General features: G+C 73.2%; 14 protein-coding genes. 6 read left to right on the top strand and 8 right to left on the bottom strand.

Annotation, left to right across the window (positions count from 1 at the left end):
- Positions 1-59: 59 nt before the first annotated feature.
- From ACIOC1_RS07860 to ACIOC1_RS07885, 6 genes are all read left to right on the top strand, one after another.
- Positions 60-347, top strand: coding sequence for a hypothetical protein (locus tag ACIOC1_RS07860; RefSeq protein ID WP_355348291.1), 288 nt, complete (start codon positions 60-62; stop codon positions 345-347).
- Positions 348-441: 94 nt separating this feature from the next.
- Positions 442-1,266, top strand: coding sequence for a hypothetical protein (locus ACIOC1_RS07865; protein WP_355348294.1), 825 nt, complete (start codon positions 442-444; stop codon positions 1,264-1,266).
- A gap of 1 nt (position 1,267) precedes the next feature.
- On the top strand, positions 1,268-3,253 hold the full coding sequence (locus tag ACIOC1_RS07870) for a fumarate reductase/succinate dehydrogenase flavoprotein subunit (protein ID WP_391161666.1): 1,986 nt from the start codon (positions 1,268-1,270) through the stop codon (positions 3,251-3,253).
- On the top strand, positions 3,250-4,017 hold the full coding sequence (locus ACIOC1_RS07875; protein WP_355348299.1) for a succinate dehydrogenase/fumarate reductase iron-sulfur subunit: 768 nt from the start codon (positions 3,250-3,252) through the stop codon (positions 4,015-4,017). Before ACIOC1_RS07870 ends, ACIOC1_RS07875 begins: the two co-directional genes overlap by 4 nt.
- Positions 4,018-4,211: 194 nt before the next feature.
- A complete protein-coding gene (locus tag ACIOC1_RS07880; protein ID WP_401852588.1) occupies positions 4,212-6,278 on the top strand; it encodes a TPM domain-containing protein in 2,067 nt (688 codons plus the stop codon).
- Positions 6,279-6,388: 110 nt separating this feature from the next.
- Positions 6,389-7,105, top strand: a complete 717-nt coding sequence (locus tag ACIOC1_RS07885; protein ID WP_391049258.1) for a PspA/IM30 family protein — start codon at positions 6,389-6,391, stop codon at positions 7,103-7,105.
- A gap of 37 nt (positions 7,106-7,142) precedes the next feature.
- On the opposite strand, the gene ACIOC1_RS07890 is transcribed toward ACIOC1_RS07885, so the two are convergent.
- The 8 genes from ACIOC1_RS07890 to ACIOC1_RS07925 form a co-directional block, all read right to left on the bottom strand.
- Positions 7,143-9,686, bottom strand: coding sequence for a SpoIIE family protein phosphatase (locus ACIOC1_RS07890; RefSeq protein WP_391161743.1), 2,544 nt, complete (start codon positions 9,684-9,686; stop codon positions 7,143-7,145).
- Positions 9,687-9,898: 212 nt separating this feature from the next.
- Entirely contained in the window at positions 9,899-12,427 is a 2,529-nt protein-coding gene (locus tag ACIOC1_RS07895) for a SpoIIE family protein phosphatase (protein ID WP_401852592.1), read from the bottom strand.
- 757 nt (positions 12,428-13,184) lie between these two features.
- A complete protein-coding gene (locus ACIOC1_RS07900) occupies positions 13,185-14,015 on the bottom strand; it encodes an alpha/beta fold hydrolase (protein ID WP_401852595.1) in 831 nt (276 codons plus the stop codon).
- A gap of 23 nt (positions 14,016-14,038) precedes the next feature.
- Entirely contained in the window at positions 14,039-14,431 is a 393-nt protein-coding gene (locus ACIOC1_RS07905) for a (deoxy)nucleoside triphosphate pyrophosphohydrolase (RefSeq protein ID WP_355348313.1), read from the bottom strand.
- 93 nt (positions 14,432-14,524) lie between these two features.
- Positions 14,525-14,719: an SPOR domain-containing protein gene (locus ACIOC1_RS07910; protein WP_355348316.1), complete on the bottom strand. Its 195-nt coding sequence runs from the start codon at positions 14,717-14,719 to the stop codon at positions 14,525-14,527.
- Positions 14,720-14,723: 4 nt separating this feature from the next.
- Positions 14,724-15,197, bottom strand: coding sequence for an RpiB/LacA/LacB family sugar-phosphate isomerase (locus ACIOC1_RS07915; protein ID WP_401852597.1), 474 nt, complete (start codon positions 15,195-15,197; stop codon positions 14,724-14,726).
- Between the two features lie 212 nt (positions 15,198-15,409).
- Positions 15,410-16,162: a GntR family transcriptional regulator gene (locus tag ACIOC1_RS07920; protein ID WP_355348321.1), complete on the bottom strand. Its 753-nt coding sequence runs from the start codon at positions 16,160-16,162 to the stop codon at positions 15,410-15,412.
- 77 nt (positions 16,163-16,239) lie between these two features.
- Positions 16,240-17,325, bottom strand: a complete 1,086-nt coding sequence (locus tag ACIOC1_RS07925; protein WP_401852599.1) for a DUF4190 domain-containing protein — start codon at positions 17,323-17,325, stop codon at positions 16,240-16,242.
- Positions 17,326-17,350 lie beyond the last annotated feature (25 nt).

The following is a 17,350-nucleotide window of genomic DNA, read 5'->3' on the forward strand; positions in this document are numbered from 1 at the left end:
GGCGCGGCAGCGTCATCAACCGCATCACCCCCGCACGGCGGAGAAGGTGAGGCATCCGTATGTCCCTGCAAGACGATCTGACGTCGGTCACCCGGCGGCTCGACGATTTGATGCGCTGCGTCGGGCGGCTGGACGAGCACGTGGGCGACAGCCTGGACATGCGCAGGGTGCGGGCCGACGCGGCCCATCTGCGGGAGAGCCTGGCTCTGCTGCACGAGGCCGTCCCGACGACCGCGGGCATCCGCAAGGTCGAGATGGTGACGATCCCGGACGCGCCGTACGACCGCGGCCTGTGGGCCGACGCGGAGGACGAGGGGCTGGGCTCGCCGCACCGGCACGCGCCGTAGCGCGCGGCACCGGCCCGCGGCGGCCGTACCACCCCCGCACCCCTCGGCGCCCGCACCCGGCGGCGTCCCCTCCCCCGTTCCTTCGGAGTCCTCCTTGGCCACCGGAACCACCCCCTCCCCCACCGCGCGCCGCGGCGTCCTGACGCCGGGGCGCGCGGCCATTTCCGAACGGCATCTGCGGACCGACCGGTGGTGGGTGCCACCGCTGGTCACCGCGCTCGGCCTGGCGGCCTTCGTCGTCTACTCGACCTGGCGGGCCTTCGCCAACAGCCACTACTACGCGGCGCCCTACGTCTCGCCGTTCTACTCGCCGTGCCTGGCGTCGAACTGCGCGGACATGAAGGGCGGCGCCAACTGGCCGCTGTTCGGCGACTGGTGGGGCCTGTCACCGGCCCTGCTGGTGCTGGTCTTCCCGCTCGGCTTCCGGCTGACCTGCTACTACTACCGCAAGGCGTACTACCGGGGCTTCTGGGCCTCGCCGCCCGCCTGCGCGGTCGCCGAACCGCACGCGAAGTACACCGGCGAGACGCGGCTGCCGCTGATCCTGCAGAACGTGCACCGCTACTTCTTCTACTTCGCGCTGCCGGTGGCGGGCATCCTCACCTACGACACGGTGCTCGGCTTCCGCGACGAGCACGACCGCTGGGGCCACATGGGTCTGGGCACGGTCGTCCTGCTCGTGAACATCATCCTGATCTGGGCGTACACGCTGTCGTGCCACTCGTGTCGGCACATCATGGGCGGCAAGCTCAGGCACTTCTCCGCGCACCCGGTGCGCTACCGCCTCTGGGGCTGGGTCGGCGTCCTCAACGGCCGTCACATGCTGCTCGCCTGGTCGTCCCTGATCAGCGTCGGCCTCACCGACCTCTACATCTATCTGGTCTCCAGCGGCGTATTCGACGATCCGAGGTTCTTCTGAGATGACACAAGTCGAACGGCACGCGTACGACGTGGTCGTGGTCGGCGCGGGCGGCGCCGGGCTGCGGGCCGCGATCGAGGCCCGGGAGCGGGGCATGCGTACCGCCGTGATCTGCAAGTCGCTGTTCGGCAAGGCCCATACGGTGATGGCCGAGGGCGGCATCGCGGCCAGCATGGGCAACGTCAACTCCGGTGACAACTGGCAGGTGCACTTCCGCGACACCATGCGCGGCGGGAAGTTCCTCAACCACTGGCGGATGGCGGAGCTGCACGCCAAGGAGGCTCCCGACCGGGTCTGGGAGCTGGAGACCTGGGGCGCGCTGTTCGACCGCACCCCCGACGGCAAGATCTCGCAGCGCAACTTCGGCGGCCACGAGTACCCGCGGCTGGCACACGTCGGCGACCGTACGGGCCTTGAGCTGATCCGCACCCTCCAGCAGAAGATCGTCTCGCTCCAGCAGGAGGACTTCGCGGAGACCGGCGACTACGAGTCGCGGCTGAAGGTCTTCCAGGAGTGCACGGTCACCCGCGTGCTCAAGCAGGACGACAAGGTCGCGGGCGTCTTCGGTTACGTGCGCGAGTCCGGGCGGCTGTTCGTGATCGACACGCCCGCGGTGGTGCTGGCGACCGGCGGCATCGGCAAGTCCTTCAAGGTGACGTCCAACTCCTGGGAGTACACCGGCGACGGGCACGCGCTGGCGCTGCTGGCCGGGGCGCCGCTGATCAACATGGAGTTCATCCAGTTCCACCCGACCGGCATGGTCTGGCCGCCGTCGGTGAAGGGCATCCTGGTCACCGAGTCGGTGCGCGGCGACGGGGGGGTGCTGCGCAACAGCGACGGCAAGCGGTTCATGTTCGACTACGTGCCGGACGTCTTCAAGGAGAAGTACGCGCAGTCCGAGGAGGAGGCCGACGGCTGGTACTCCGCCCCTGACACCCACCGCCGACCGCCGGAGCTGCTGCCCCGCGACGAGGTGGCGCGCGCGATCAACTCCGAGGTGAAGGCCGGGCGCGGCACCCCGCACGGCGGCGTCTTCCTCGATGTGTCGACGCGGCTGCCCGCCGAGGAGATCAAGCGGCGGCTGCCGTCGATGCACCACCAGTTCAAGGAGCTGGCGGACGTCGACATCACCGCGGAGCCGATGGAGGTCGGCCCGACCTGTCATTACATGATGGGCGGCGTCGACGTGGACCCGGACACCGCCGCGGCGCGCGGGGTGCCGGGGCTCTACGCGGCGGGCGAGGTCGCGGGCGGCATGCACGGCTCCAACCGGCTGGGCGGCAACTCGCTCTCCGACCTGCTGGTCTTCGGCCGCAGGGCCGGGCTGCACGCGGCGCGGTACGCGGCCTCGTTCGTCGAGGGCGCGCGTCCCGTCGTACCCGAGGAGCAGATCGACACCGCGGCGGCCGAGGCGCTGCGGCCGTTCAGCGCGGAGGACGCGGACGCGGCGGAGGCCGCCGGGGGCGCGCAGGCGGGCGGGGGCGCGCAGGCGGGCGGGGCGCGGCCCGCAGAGAACCCGTACACCCTGCACCAGGAGCTCCAGCAGGTGATGAACGACCTGGTGGGCATCATCCGGCGCGGTCCCGAGATGGAGGACGCGCTGAACCGGCTGACCGGGCTACGGGCCAGGTCGCGGCGGGCGGGCGTCGAGGGGCACCGGCAGTTCAATCCCGGCTGGCACCTGGCGATCGACCTGCGGAACATGCTGCTGGTCAGCGAGTGCGTGGCGCGTGCCGCGCTGGAGCGGACCGAGAGCCGCGGCGGCCACACCCGCGACGACCATCCGGAGATGGACCGCGCCTGGCGCAAGGTCAATCTGGTCTGCGAGCTGACCGACCCCACCGGGGGCCTGGCCGCCACCGACCCCGACCACGGCCAGATCGGTCTGCGCCGGCGCGCGACGGACCCGATCCGGGGCGACCTGCTCGACCTCTTCGACAGGGACGAGCTGCTCAAATACCTGACGGACGAGGAGCTCGACGGGTGAGTTACGAAGCGCACTTCAAGGTGTGGCGCGGTGACGCCGAGGGCGGCGAGCTGCGCGACTACCAGGTCGAGGTCAACGACGGCGAGGTCGTGCTCGACATCATCCACCGCCTCCAGGCCACCCAGGCGGGCGACCTGGCGGTCCGCTGGAACTGCAAGGCGGGCAAGTGCGGGTCGTGCAGCGCGGAGGTCAACGGACGGCCGCGGCTGATGTGCATGACCCGCATGTCGGTCTTCGCACCGGAGGAGACGATCACGGTCACCCCGATGCGGACCTTCCCCGTCGTGCGCGACCTGGTCACCGATGTCTCCTTCAACTACGACAAGGCCCGGCAGGTCCCGGCCTTCGTGCCGCCGAAGGGGGTCGCGGCCGGGGAGTACCGGATGCAGCAGGTCGACGTGGAGCGCTCGCAGGAGTTCCGCAAGTGCATCGAGTGCTTCCTGTGCCAGGACACCTGTCATGTGGTGCGCGACCACGAGGAGAACAAGACGTCGTTCGCCGGGCCGCGCTTCCTGATGCGGATCGCGGAGCTGGACATGCATCCGCTGGACGCGGCCTCCGAGGCCGGTCTGACCCGCGCCTCGTCCGCGCAGGAGGACCACGGGCTCGGCTACTGCAACATCACCAAGTGCTGCACCGAGGTGTGCCCGGAGCACATCAAGATCACCGACAACGCGCTGATCCCGCTCAAGGAGCGGGCGGTGGACCGTAAGTACGATCCGCTGATCTGGCTGGGCAACAAGATCCGCCGCCGCGGCGAGTAGCTCCCCTCTCCCCTGCCTGCCTGCCCGCCCGCCCCGCGCGGGGCGGGCAGGGGGAGCAGGCGGGCGGGGCTGGCGGGGCGGGCTGGCGGGCTGGCGGGAACGGAACTCCGAGTCGCGCTCCGGACACACCGGACATAGCCTCCGAAAAGGAGCACGCGGCAAGCGGCCGTGGCGCGGCGAAGGGCGCGGTACGCATGCGGCGACTCGCGGGAATCGTTGCGGCGCTCGGCGCCCTGATGCTGCTGTCCGGCGCGCCGTCGGCACGGGCGGACGACCCGATCACGCTGTCCAGGTCCGGCCAGATAACCGACAAGGTCGGCGCACTGGGCGACCGGCAGCCGCAGGTCGTCACGGCGCTGGACGGCCTCTACCAGAAGCAGCGCGTCCAGCTCTTCGTGGCGTACGTCCGCACCTTCTCCGGCCGCGCTCCGCAGGACTGGGCGAACGCGACCGCGACCAAGAACGGCCTGGGCCAGCGGGACGTCCTGCTGGCGGTGGCCACCCACGACCGGCAGTACGCGGTCTCCGCCGACCAGGACTCCGGCCTGACCGCGGCCCAGCTCAACGAGGTCAGCAGCCAGGCCGTCGAGCCCGCGCTGCGGCAGAACGACTGGGCGGGCGCCGCGATCGGCGCGGCCACCGGCTACGACGCGGTCCTCAGCGGCCTTCCGGTGACCGTCCCCTCGATCACCCCCGGCACCGCGGACCCGGGCGGCAGCGGGGCGCCTCCGGGCGACTCCGCGGCCGACCTGTGGATTCCGGTGGTGGCCGTCGGCGCCGCGGGCGCGGTCGGGGTGTGGGCGTTCCGCAGGAAGCGCGGCCCGCGGCAGCCCGCCCGCCCGGCGCCCGGCGAGCGCGGCTGGGGCGCCCCGCAGCCGACCCCGCTGCCCGAGCTGGACTCGCAGGCCAAGCACCTGCTGGTGGAGACCGACGATGCGGTCCGCACCAGCCAGGAGGACGTGGGCTTCGCGGCGGCGCAGTTCGGCGAGGAGGCCGCGCGGCCGTTCGCCGAGGCCGTCGAGTACGCCAAGACCGAGCTGACCGCGGCCTTCCGGCTGCGGCAGCAGCTCGACGACGCGATACCCGAGGACGACGCGACCCGCCGGCAGATGCTGGACGAGATCCTGTCCCGCTGCACCCAGGCCAACCGGCGGCTGGACGCGGAGTCCGAGGCGTTCGACCGGCTGCGCGCCCTGGAGGCGAACGCGCCGGAGGTGCTGGAGCAGGCCGAGGCGAAGGCGGCGGCGCTGCCGAGCCGGATCGACACCGCCGAGGCGTCCCTGGCGCCGCTGGCCCAGAAGTACGCGGACGCCGCGCTCGACCCGGTCACCGGCCACCCGGCGGAGGCCAGGGACCGGCTGGAGTTCGCCCACGCCAGCCTCGTACAGGCCAGGGCCGCCGTCGGCACCGACCACGGCAAGGTCGCCGTGTACGTACGGGCCGCCGAGGGCGCGCTGGACCAGGCGGTCATGCTCACCGACTCCGTCACCCGAAGGGCCCAGGAGCTGGCGGAGGCCGACGGGAAGCTGCGGGACGCACTGACCGAGGCCGACACCGACCTCGCCGAGGCCCGCGGCCTGCTCGGCGGCACCGCCGCCGGGGTCTCCACCGCCGACCTCCAGGGCAGGATCGCCCGCGCCGAGACGGTCGTGGCCGACGTACGGCAGGAGCTGGCGGCGGGGCGCTACGACCCGATCGCCGGGCTGCGCCGGGTCGAGGAGGCGGACGCGGCGCTGGACGAGGCGCTGGCCGGGGCCCGCGAGCGGGAGGTCAGCGAGCAGCGGGCGCGCGGGCTGCTGGACCAGGCGCTGCTGGGGGCGCGCAGCGAGGTGGCCGCCGCCCGCGACATGGTCACCACCAACCGCGGCGCGGTCGGCAGCCAGGCCCGTACCCGGCTCACCGAGGCGGAACGGCGGCTCCAGCAGGCCGAGGCGCTGGCCGGTTCCGACGCGGCGGGCGCGCTGGCGCACGCGCAGGAGGCGGACCGGCTGGCCCGGCAGGCGCAGGACGCGGCCCGGCGGGACGTCGGCGGGTACGGCGGGGGCTTCGGCGGGCCCGGCGGCCGGCGCTCCGGCGGCGGCATGGGCGGCGCGGTGCTCGGCGGGATCATCCTCGGCGAGATCCTCGGCGGCGGGCGCGGCCGGGGCGGCGGCGGCTTCGGCGGCGGCTTCGGCGGGGGCTTCGGGGGCGGCGGCTCGGGACCCGGCAGCTTCGGCGGCGGCCAGACCCGCGGCCGGATGGGCGGCGGCGGCCGCTTCTGAACTCCCCTGACCCTCCTTCTATCCGCCCCCTTCCTTTCCGGCCCCTACTTTCCGGCCCCTCTTTCCGGCCCTTTCTGGCCCACGGATACGGACACGCAAGGAGTACGACCATGACGAAGCAGACCGTCCTCGGCCGGGTGACCCAGCTCGCCAAGGCCAACATCAACGCCCTCCTCGACCAGGCCGAGGACCCGCAGAAGATGATGGACCAGCTCATCAGGGACTACACCACCAACATCCGCGAGGCCGAGGAGGCGGTGGCCACCACCATCGGCAATCTGCGGCTGATGGAGCAGGACCACGCCGAGGACGTCGCGGCGGCCAAGGAGTGGGGCGACAAGGCGCTGGCGGCCAGCAAGAAGGCCGACGAGCAGCGCGCCTCGGGCAACGCCGCGGAGGCCGACCGCTTCGACAACCTCGCCAAGATCGCGCTGGGCCGTCAGCTCCAGTCCGAGAAGGAGGCGCGGACGGCCGAGCCGACGATCGCCTCGCAGAACGAGATCGTGAGCAAGCTCAAGTCCGGCCTGGACTCGATGAAGGCCAAGCTGGGCGAACTCCAGGGCAAGCGCGACTCGTTGGTGGCGCGCGCGAAGTCCGCGCAGGCGCAGAACCAGATGATGGACGCGGTCAAGAACATCGACGTGCTCGACCCGACCAGCGAGCTGGGCCGCTTCGAGGACAAGGTGCGGCGCGAGGAGGCCAGGGCCAAGGGCAAGGAGGAACTGGCCGCGTCCTCGCTCGACGCGCAGTTCGAGTCGCTGGACGCGCTCGGCGACAGCGCGGAGATCGACGCGCGACTGGCCAAGCTCAAGGACCGCGCGGCCTGACCGCCGAGGGCCGTCCGCCTGCCGCGCGCGGCAGGCGCTAGAACATGCTCAGCAGTTCGTCCACCGAAGGACCGCTGGAGTGGGACTGCTCGCCGGGCAGGGCGAGTTCGAACCAGACGGTCTTGCCGCGGTGGGTACGGCGGCTGCCCCAGCTCTCGCTGAGCATGGTGACCAGTTGCAGGCCGCGCCCGCCCTCGTCGGTGTCACGGGCGCGGCGGCGGCGCGGCTGCACCAGGGCGCTGTCCCACACCTCGCACACCAGGGTGCGGTCCAGCAGCAGCCGCAGTCGTATGTCGCCGTAGCCGTGCCGCAGCGCGTTGGTGACCAGCTCGCTGACCAGCAGTTCCGTGGTGTCGACCAGGTCGCCGAGCCCCCAGCTCAGCAGTTGCTCGCGGGCCAGCTCGCGGGCCCTGGCCACCGACGTGGGGCGCGGTTCCAGCGTCCAGTCGCCGACCTGCTCCGCGGGCAGACCGCGGATTCTGGCCATCAGCAGGGCGATGTCGTCCTCGCCGTGCGCGGTGTCCAGGGTGGCCAGCACGTGGTCGCAGATGTCCTCAAGGGGTCTCGGCGGCCCGGCCAGCGAGTCCCGGAAGGCGTCGAGGCCCTCGTCCAGCGGGTGGTTGCGGGACTCCACGAGACCGTCGGTGTACAGGGCGAGCAGCGCGCCCTCGTTCAGCTCGACCTCGATCTCCTCGAACGGCTCGCCGCCGACGCCCAGCGGCACTCCCCTGGGCACTTCGAGCAGCAGCGGCGACTCGCCCGACTCCACGACGACCGGCGGCAGATGGCCCGCGTTGGCGATCGTGCAGCGCCGGGTGACCGCGTCGTAGACCACGTAGATACAGGTGGCCAGGTAGACCTCGGACAGGTCGGCGCCGCCGCGGTCCTTGGCCCGGCGGGTGCGGCCCTGGTTCGGGGAGCCGAGGCCGTTGGCCACTTCGTCCAACGCGCCCAGCACTTCGGCGGGTTCGAGGTCGAGCGCGGCCAGGGTCCGTACGGCGGTGCGCAGTTCGCCCATCGCGACGGCGGCGCGCAGGCCGCGGCCCATCACGTCGCCGACCACCAACGCGGTGCGGTGGCCCGGCAGTTCGATGACGTCGAACCAGTCGCCGCCGACCTCGGTCTCCATGCTGCCCGGCAGATAGCGGCAGGCGATGTCGAGGCCCGCGGCCTCGGGGTCGTCGGGGGGCAGCAGGCTGCGCTGGAGGATCAGCGCGCGCTCGTGCTCGCGCCGGTAGAGCCGGGCGTTGTCGATGAACACCGCGGCGCGGGCGGCCAGTTCCTCGGCGAGCATCCGGTCGCGGTCCACGAACGGCTCGCTGCCCTTGGCACGGGAGAACTGCACCAGCCCCAGTACGGTGTCGCGGGCGACCATCGGCACCACGAGCGTGGACTGCACCAGGGTGCCGCCGAGGTCGGGCCCCCCATCGCCGTCGATCACCTGCGGCTGCGCGGTGCGCAGCGCCCGCGCGCTGGCGGAGCTGAAGCGGTAGCGGTGCACGGCGCCGACCGCGACCGGGCCGTCCGCCACATCGTCGTCGTCCCCGGCCATCGCTATCGGCGCGTCCGACACGGAACTGGCGAACGCCACCCGGCGCACGTCCCCGCTGCCGTCGGTGGTGCCGGTCAGATCCTCGGCGCCGGACAGCAGGGCCTGGTAGAGGTCGACGGAGGCGATGTCGCAGAAGTGCGGGACGGCGACGTCCAGCAGTTCGCGCGCGGTGGTCTCCAGGTCGAGCGAGGTGCCGATACGGGCGCCCGCCTCGTTGAGCAGCGCGAGATTGCGGCGGGCGTGCGCGGCCTCGCGCTCGGCTCGCTGACGTCCGGTGACGTCCATCGCGAGTCCCGCGACGCCGATCGGCCGCCCGGTGCCGCTGTGCAGCCGGTACAGCGACATCGACCAGCGCCGCCGCCCCGGATCGCCGGGCACGGTGCCGACCAGCGGCATGTCCAGAACGGGCTCGCCGGTCTCCAGCACCTGGCGCAGCGCGGCGCTGAGCCGGTCGGCCTCGACGCGGGAGAGGAAGTCGTGCGGGCCGCGGCCGTGGTTCTCCTCGGCCTCACGGCCGAAGACGGTCGCGAAGCGCTCGTTGACCCGGATCAGCCGCAGGCTGGTGTCGAAGAGCACGAAGCCCATCGGCGACTGCCCGAACACCGCCTGGGAGGCGGCCAGATCGGTCTCGATCTGGCGCAGCGTGGCGACGTCGACCGCGATGCACAGCGCGCCGTGGTCGGCGGGCATCACGTAGACCTCGGCCAGGCCCTGGCCGCCGGAGGCGTCCCGGTACGGCACGAGTCCGGTCCACTCGTGGCCGTCGAGGATCTCCGCGAGGCGCTCGTGCGCGCGCTCGCGTACGTGCTCGGGCGCGAAGGCGTTCACCGGGTCGCGGCCGAGCGCGCGTTCTGCCGGTACGCCGAAGAACTGCGCGGCCCGCGCGCTCCACTGGTCGATCCGGCCGTCACCGTCGAGCGAGAACGACGCCACGCGTATGTAGTCGTAGAGCGAACCGGGCGGACTCGACTGCCAGACCGCGTCGACCGCGTCCGTGTCGTCTCGGGGCGGTACCGCCCTCGCTGGCATGTCGCTCACTCGCCCGACCCCTCCAGCTCAGCACACATGGACCGGTTGGAGCCGAGTATTCAGCATGAGGACCGTCCAGCACACGGTCTTGTCGATCACAGCATCATCTCGGCTCCTGGGGTACGGGGACCGTCCCCGGGACAGCGCGGTCACACCCCTCGCTCCCGCGTCTTCGGCATACCCGGCACAGCTCCCGTGAATCATCGCGCGCGTCACGGCAGAGCCAGTTCGAACCAGACGGTCTTTCCGAACGGTCCGTGACGCGTTCCCCAGCGCCGTGAGGCCCGTGCGACCAGTTGCAGACCACGGCCGCCCTCGTCCTCCAGGGTGGCGATCCGCTCGCGCGGCGGGTCCGGCAGCGGGTCGGAGACCTCCACCAGCAGCGAGCCGCCGCGCACCATCCGTACACCGATCGGTCCGTGCGCGTACCGCAGCGAATTGGTGACCAGCTCGCTGACCAGCAGCATCGTGACGTCGGTGAGCTGCACGAGACCCCATTCGACCAGGGTGTCACGGACCCGGCGGCGCGCCAGCCGGACGGCGCTGGGCTCGGCGGGGAACGTCCAGGAGGCGGTGGATCCGGCGGGCAGCCCGCCGAGCCTGGCCATCAGCAGCGCCACGTCGTCGGGCTCGCGGCCCGGCTGCATGATGGCGAGCACGTCGTCGCAGGAGTCCTCCAGTGAGGGCAGCGGGCGGCACAGCGTCTGGCGCAGCCGTTCCAGGCCCTCGCCGATGTCCTGGCCGCGGGTCTCCACCAGGCCGTCGGTGTAGAGCACGAGGACCGCGCCGTCGGCGACCGCCAGCTCCGTGGTCTCGAAGCGGACGCCGCCGACGCCCAGGGGGACGCCGGAGGGCAGCTCGACCAGCCGGGCCTGGCACTCGTCCGGGTGGGCGCCGGGTTCCTCGCCGCCCGGCGCCCGCGTGACGGGTTCGACCAGGACCGGCGGCAGGTGGCCCGCCTGCGCGATGGCGATCCGGCGCGTCGAGGGGTCGTAGACGGCGTAGACGGCGGTGGCCATCCAGCCCTCGGCCTGGCCCTGCGCGAGGTCGTCGCCCAGCTCGTTGACCCGGCGCAGCAGCTCGTCCGGCGGCATGTCGAGCCCGGCGAGCGTCCGTACGGCGGTACGGAGCCGGCCCATGGTGGCCGCCGCGCCCAGGCCGTGGCCCATCACGTCGCCGACGACGAAGGCGACCCGGCCCCCGGCCAGCGGGATCACGTCGAACCAGTCGCCGCCGACCTCCGCGCCGCTGCTTCCGGGCACGTACCGGAAGGCGACGCCGACGCCGGGCGGTTCCACGACGCTCTGCGGGAGCAGGCTGCGCTGGAGCATCAGGGCGCCCTCGCGCTCGCGGACGTAGAGCCGGGCGTTGTCCAGGGCGGCGCCCGCGCGGTTGGCCAGTTCCATCGCGAGGGCCAGGTCGTCGTGGTCGAACGGCTCGCGCTCGCGCGCCCTGCTGACCACCAGCAGGCCGAGGACGACGCCGCGGGCCCGCAGCGGCAGCACGAGCAGCGAGTGGACGCCGAGCGCGATGGCCGCGCGCACCTTCGGGTCGCCGGGGAAGGTGGTGGCCAGCAGCTCCTCCTCCGAACTCACCATCCTGGGCTGCCCGGTGGTCAGCACCGTGCCGAAGATCGACTTGCGGGTGAAGCGGATCGGCTGGCCGGTCAGGATCATCCGCTCGACCTCGGGCCCCCAGCGCACCGCGCCCGTGCCGAGCTGCCGCATCGGGGTGTTGTCGCCGTACGGCGCGGTCGGCAGCTCGCCGCCGTCGGCGACCTCGGCGTGCAGGATCACCCCGGAGTAGTCGCTGAAGGTCGGCACGACGGCGGCGGCCAGCGCCTCGGCGCACCGGCGGACGTCCAGCACGTTCGCGATCCGGGTGCCCACGTCGTTGAGCAGCGCCAGCCGCCGCCGGGCCCGCTCGACCTTCGCGGCGGCCTGCACGCGCTCGGTCACGTCGATGACGGTGGCGCTGATCCCCAGCACCCGCCCGGCCCGGTCGACCAGCCGGTGGTACGACAGCGAGCGGTGGCCGCGGCCGTGCGGCGCGTACGTGACCAGGTCGATCACCGGCCGCCCGGTGGCCAGGACGTCCCGCTGGAGCGCGGTGAGGTCGGCGGCCGAGCGCTCGTCCAGCACCTCCTGCACCGTGTGGCCGATGTGGTCGGCGACGGGCCTGCCGTTCATCGCCGCCAGCGCCTCGTTGAGCCGTACGTAGCGCAGGTCGCGGTCGAAGATGGCGACGCCGAGGGGTGAGGAGTCGAAGAGCGAGTCGAGGGCGGCGAGGTCGTGCTCCAGCGTCCGCAGGCGGCTCGTCTCGACCATCGAGGCCAGGACGAAGGGGCGGCCGTCGCCGTCGACCAGCAGCGAGGCGCGGGTCTCCACCTGGACGGTGTGGCCGTCGCGGTGCCGCAGCGAGAGGATGCCGTCCCAGCGGCCCCCTCGCAGCAGGTCGGCGAGGATCTGCTCGGCGGGGCTGGGGTCCGGCATCCGCGGGATCTCGTCCGGCCCGCGCCGCGGGGACTGTCCCGGCGGGCTCTCGGGCGGCCCGAACAGCCCGCCCACCCGGCGGCCCACGATGTGCTCCCCCGCCCAGCCCAGCACTTCCTGTGCCAGGGGGCTCCACAGCAGCACCCGCCCCGACGTGTCCAGCATGACGACCGCCACCCGCAGCGTGTCGAGCAGCGTCCCCGTGCTCTTTCCCCGCCCCTCACCCCACGACTCCGGATCGGGATCCATATCCGGATGATGATGCCGATGCGGCCGCCCCACCCCCGGCTCCCCCTCCCCGGCCCGGTGGCTCTCCCCCGCCGGGTGGCTCTCCCCTGCGGCGACCTGTCCGCCTGCGGCGGGAGCTTGTCCGCCTGCGGCGGGGGCTGGGCTGACCTCAGCGGGACCGCCACCGGCGGGGTCCGGGCCGCCTTCCTCGGGACCGCCTGCGGCGGGGTCCGGGGCGCGGTTCGGGGACGCCTCAGGGCCATCGCCGCCGCTGGCGCTCATGCGTCACCCCCGACCGGGTCGGGCCGGTTCCGCCCCGGCCACTGTCAGTGGGAATTATCCCTCTTACCCGATATTCCCCCAAACACCCCGATACCGCGCGGGCCACGGGGAGACGGCGTAGCGGCCGGGGTCAGCCGGGGGCGACCATGAGGCCGGGGCCAGCCGGGGGCGACCGTGAGGCCGGGGCCAGCGGGGAGCGGGCGGCGCGGCGCGGGCGCTGGAGGCGACCGGGGTCCGGGGTCGGCCGGAGCCGGGAGCGCCAGGCGCGGCGGGGGCGAAGCCAGCGGCGCGGGAAGCGCCTGGAGCGGCGCTAGCGACGGGAGCCCGAGGTCGGGAGTCGGCCGGGGCCGGCTGGAGGCCGAGGGTGGCCGGGTTGGCCAGGCGCAGGCGCCAGATGCGACCAGGGGTCGGGGTCGGTGGCACGGAAAGCCCCGGACGCGGCGGGGTCCGCGCCGGGGCAGGTGCGGCGAGGGCGGACAGGGGGCGGGCGGGGCCGTCAGGCTGGGGCTAGGGCTTGGGTGAGGGCGGCGGCCAGGGCGGCCGGGCCCTGGACGTGGGCGAGGTGGCCCTGGCCCGGAATGACGTGGACGCGGGCGCGGGGCATGGCGCCCGCGATGCGGGCGAAGGGCTCCCAGTAGGGCCCGGCGCCGTCGTTGTCGCCGCCGATCAGCAGGGTGACGGGCATGTCGAGCTTCCCGTAGGCGGCCAGGTCGGCGTGGTGCTCGTTCAGGGCGGTCAGTTCGCGCCCGAGCGGCGCGGCGAGAGGCCGCAGCACCTGCCAGGCCGGGCTCCGGCGCAGCTCCGCGACGTACTCGGCGGAGAATCCGGACACGTCCCGGTTGACGATCTCCACGGCCCGGTCCAGGTCACCGGCAGCGTCGGCCGCGCGCAGCGAGTCCAGCACCTGCGCGCCGAAGGGCCGCACCACCGGCTCGTAGAGGGTCAGGGAACGCACGCCGGAGTGCCGCGTCGCGGCCTCCAGTGCGATCAGGCCGCCGTAGCTCCAGCCGAAGAGGTCCACCCCGCCGTCGCCGCCGTGCCGCCCGGCCACCTCGTCGAGCACCCGCCGCAGATCCGCGACCTCGGTGCCGACCCCGTATCCGTCACCCAGCTCACCGCTGGGCCGTCGGCCGCGCCGGTTCAGTACGTACACCGGCCGGCCGGCCGGAAGCGCGTCCACCACCGGCTGCCACGACACGGCGTCGGCCATGACCCCGGGAACGATCAGCAGCGGCCTGCCCTCGCCCACCCGGTGGCCGAGCACCAGCACCACACCGTCGCGTTCCACCTGCACCAGCATCGAATCCCCCGTCTCGGTCGCGGACACCGAAAAACCCTACCCTCAGGCCGTCAGCCGACCAGAAGGCGTGTCGCCCACTCGACCGCCGGGCGGTCCTGGTCGAGCCAGTCGACGTCGGAGGTCTGCGCGGGGAGCAGCCAGCGCAGCTCGTCGTGGTCCTGGAGGGGGCGGGGCGTGCCGCTCACCAGGCGGGCGGTCCAGACGTGCAGGGTGAGGCCGTTGGCCAACGGCCAGGCGCCGGGGACGCGTTGAAGGGGCTCCACCGTGACGCCCAGCTCCTCGCGCAGCTCGCGCACGAGCGCGTCCGGCGGGCTCTCCCCCGCCTCGACCTTGCCGCCCGGCAGTTCCCAGCGTCCCGCCAGCGCGGGCGGCGCGGTCCGCCGCGCGGCCAGCAGCCGTCCGGCGTCGAGCACGGCCCCGCCCACCACCACACGTTCGGTCATGCGACGCAGGATACGTAAGACGGAGACCCGCGACCCGCACAGCGCGCGGCGGAAACCCGTTACGAGGACTGCACAGCGCGCGGCGCGAACCCGTTACGAGGACTGCACGGCGCGCGGCGTCAACCGCTCGATCACGTAACGCCGTTGCTGCTGGTCCCGGTTGAGGCCGGGGCCGTTCAGCGTGGCCGCGACGCGCTCGGCCTCGGCGCGGGTGGCGTAGCGCCCGACCCGGTACCGGTTGCCGCTCTCGTCCTGCCGTATGAGGAGCCATACGAGGTCGGTCGTCATCAGCTCAGGCCCCCTCAGGCGAGGTCGCGGCAGCGGAACCGGCTTCCAGGTCCGCCAGGTGCGCGACATTGTCCCGGTCGTCCGCCGCGTCGCTCGCGGCGCTGTCGAACCAGGCGTCCAGGATCTCGGCGAGTACGGCGCCGGACACCGAACGCAGGCTCAGCGCCAGCGCGTTGGCGTCGTTCCACCGGCGGGCACCCCGCGCGGTGTACGCGTCGGCGCACAACGCGGCCCGGACGCCCGGGAGTTTGTTCGCGGCGATGGACGCGCCGGTGCCGGTCCAGCAGCAGAACACCGCCTGGTCGGCCGCGCCCTCGGCCACCGCGCGGGCCGCCGCCTCCGCGCTCCAGGCCCAGTCCTTGCGGTCTCCGGGGCGCAGTGCGCCGTAGGCGAGCACCGTGTGACCACGGTGACGAAGCTCGTCGACGACCTGCCTGGCCACCGGTTCATCCATGTCCGAGGAAACGGCGATGCGCATATGCCCGACCCTACGCCCGAGGTTCACGGCGCGGGCACGGAATGACACGAAGAGGTACCGTTCCGGCCAGGTGTTCGACCAGAAGTTGACTGTAGGTCACACGTGTCCGACGCCCCCGGCGGTCACGCCGGGCGCACGCCGGAGTGGGCACCGGCGCCCGTACCGCCCGGACCATCCGTACCGCCAGGCTCCGTAAGGGAGTTGACGGCGGGTCAGCGTACCGGCAGGTGGTAGACGGCCCGGTACCGCTCCGCCGGGATGATGACGTCCGCGGTCTCCACCGGCTGCCCCGAGCAGTAGTACGTGCGCTGGATCTCGATGACGATGTGCCCCGGCACTCCGCCGAGCGCCGCCGTCTCCTCCGCGAGCCCCGGCCGGGCGCCGACCTCCTCGGCCATGTGGTCGACCACCAGGTCGATCGCCGCCATCCGCTCCACGACGCCCTGGCCGCCGACCGGCCCTTCCTCCGGCAGCAGCACCGGTGTGCGGGCGGTCAGCGCCAGCGGCTCCCAGGAGGTGGAGAGCATCGAGGGCTCACCCTCGGTGCGGAAGAGGTAGTGGGTGCGCATCACCCGGTCGCCGGGCTCGATCCGCAGCCGCTCGGCGACGGCGGGCGAGGCGTGGTCCTGGACGCTGCGCGACTCCCAGGTGCCCTTGCACCCCTCGTCCCCCTGCTCCTGCCGGAACGGGCTGGCCGTCCCGGCGGGCCGGTAGCCGCTGCGGACGATGCGCCGCGGCCTCGGCCGCTCCCGTACGTACGTGCCGGAGCCGGACCTGCCCTCCACGAAGCCCTCGGCCATCAGCACCTTGCGCGCTTCGAGCGCGACGGTGTCCGAGACCCCGTACTCGGTACGGATCCTGGCCTGCGAGGGCAGCCGCGCGTGCGGCGGGAGCGTCCCGTCGAGGATCTTGCGCCGCAGATCCTCGGCGACGCGAAGGTAGGCGGGCTGCTCACCGAAAGGCACGTGCCCCTCCCAAGGGGTTGACTGTCTGCGACAGCTTGACAACCGTCGGTGCCCGTCCGCAAGCCCTCCCCCGAGCATCACACTCCGAATCCGGAGTTGGTGCCTCCGTCCTTCACCGAGCCGGTCATCGAGCCGTGCGTGGCGCCGAAGAAGCAGGTCACCTTGTGGTCGCCGCGGCGCCAGCCGTCCGCCGGCGGCATGTAGTAGTAGACGTCGGCGCTCTTCTCCCAGGGCGTGCCGTCCGCGTAGTCGTCCGCGTAAGAGGCGCACTTCGACTCCGCGACGGCCGAGATGCGATCCGTTCCGGGGTAGCCGCCGTCGTCCGCCGCGTCGACGGTGAAGATCGCGTACGCCTCCGCGTCGTGCTCCTCGGAGCAGTCGACGACGTCCACGGTGGTGGAGCGCGCGCCGTCGCCGCCGTAGTCGCCCAGCGAACTGTCGACCGTGTTGAAGCACTGGCCGACCCTGATCCGGTCGACGCGGGTGTTGCCGTCGTCGAAGGCGCCCGCCACGCCGAGCGCGATGAAGACCGCGAGAAGCACCGTGGCGACGCCGTTGAGGATCAGGCCCGCGACGGCCAGGCCCTTGCCGCGCTCGCCGCGCTTCTTGATCTGACTGAGCGCGACCAGGCCGAAGATCACCCCGAGGACGGGGATGCAGGTGAAGCCCACCACGAGCGAGGCGATGGCCATGCCGTTGGTGTTCGCCTGCGGGTTGTACCAGCCGGCGGTCTGCGGATAGCCGGGATACGGCTGGGGACCGTACGGATTCTGCCCGCCGTACGGATTCCCGCCGTAGGGGGCCTGGCCGCCGTACGGGGCCTGAGCGCCGTGCGGACCCTGGCCGCCGTAGGGAGGCTGCCCGGAATACGGGGCCTGGCCGGGATACGGGGCCTGCCCGCCGTAGGGCGGCGCGGAGCCGGGGGGCCGCTGTCCGCTGTAGGGCGGAGGCACGGAGCCGTAGGGGCCGGGCCCGCCCGATGACGGGCCGCCGTACGTCGGCTGTCCCGGACCGCTGTACGGCGGTCCGCCCTGGTGGTCGTACGGCTTCTGCGGATACGAGGGCAGCCCGGCGTACGGCGAAGCGGGGGCGTCGTGCGGCGGCTGGGACGGGGGCGCGTCGTCGGAGGACGGCGGAGGCGGGGGCGGCGGCGGTATGTCCACTGGGGGATCCTACGGTTCTGCGCCG

Origin of the sequence: Streptomyces sp. NPDC088197, from assembly GCF_044741185.1 — a bacterium.
Classification (GTDB): domain Bacteria; phylum Actinomycetota; class Actinomycetes; order Streptomycetales; family Streptomycetaceae; genus Actinacidiphila.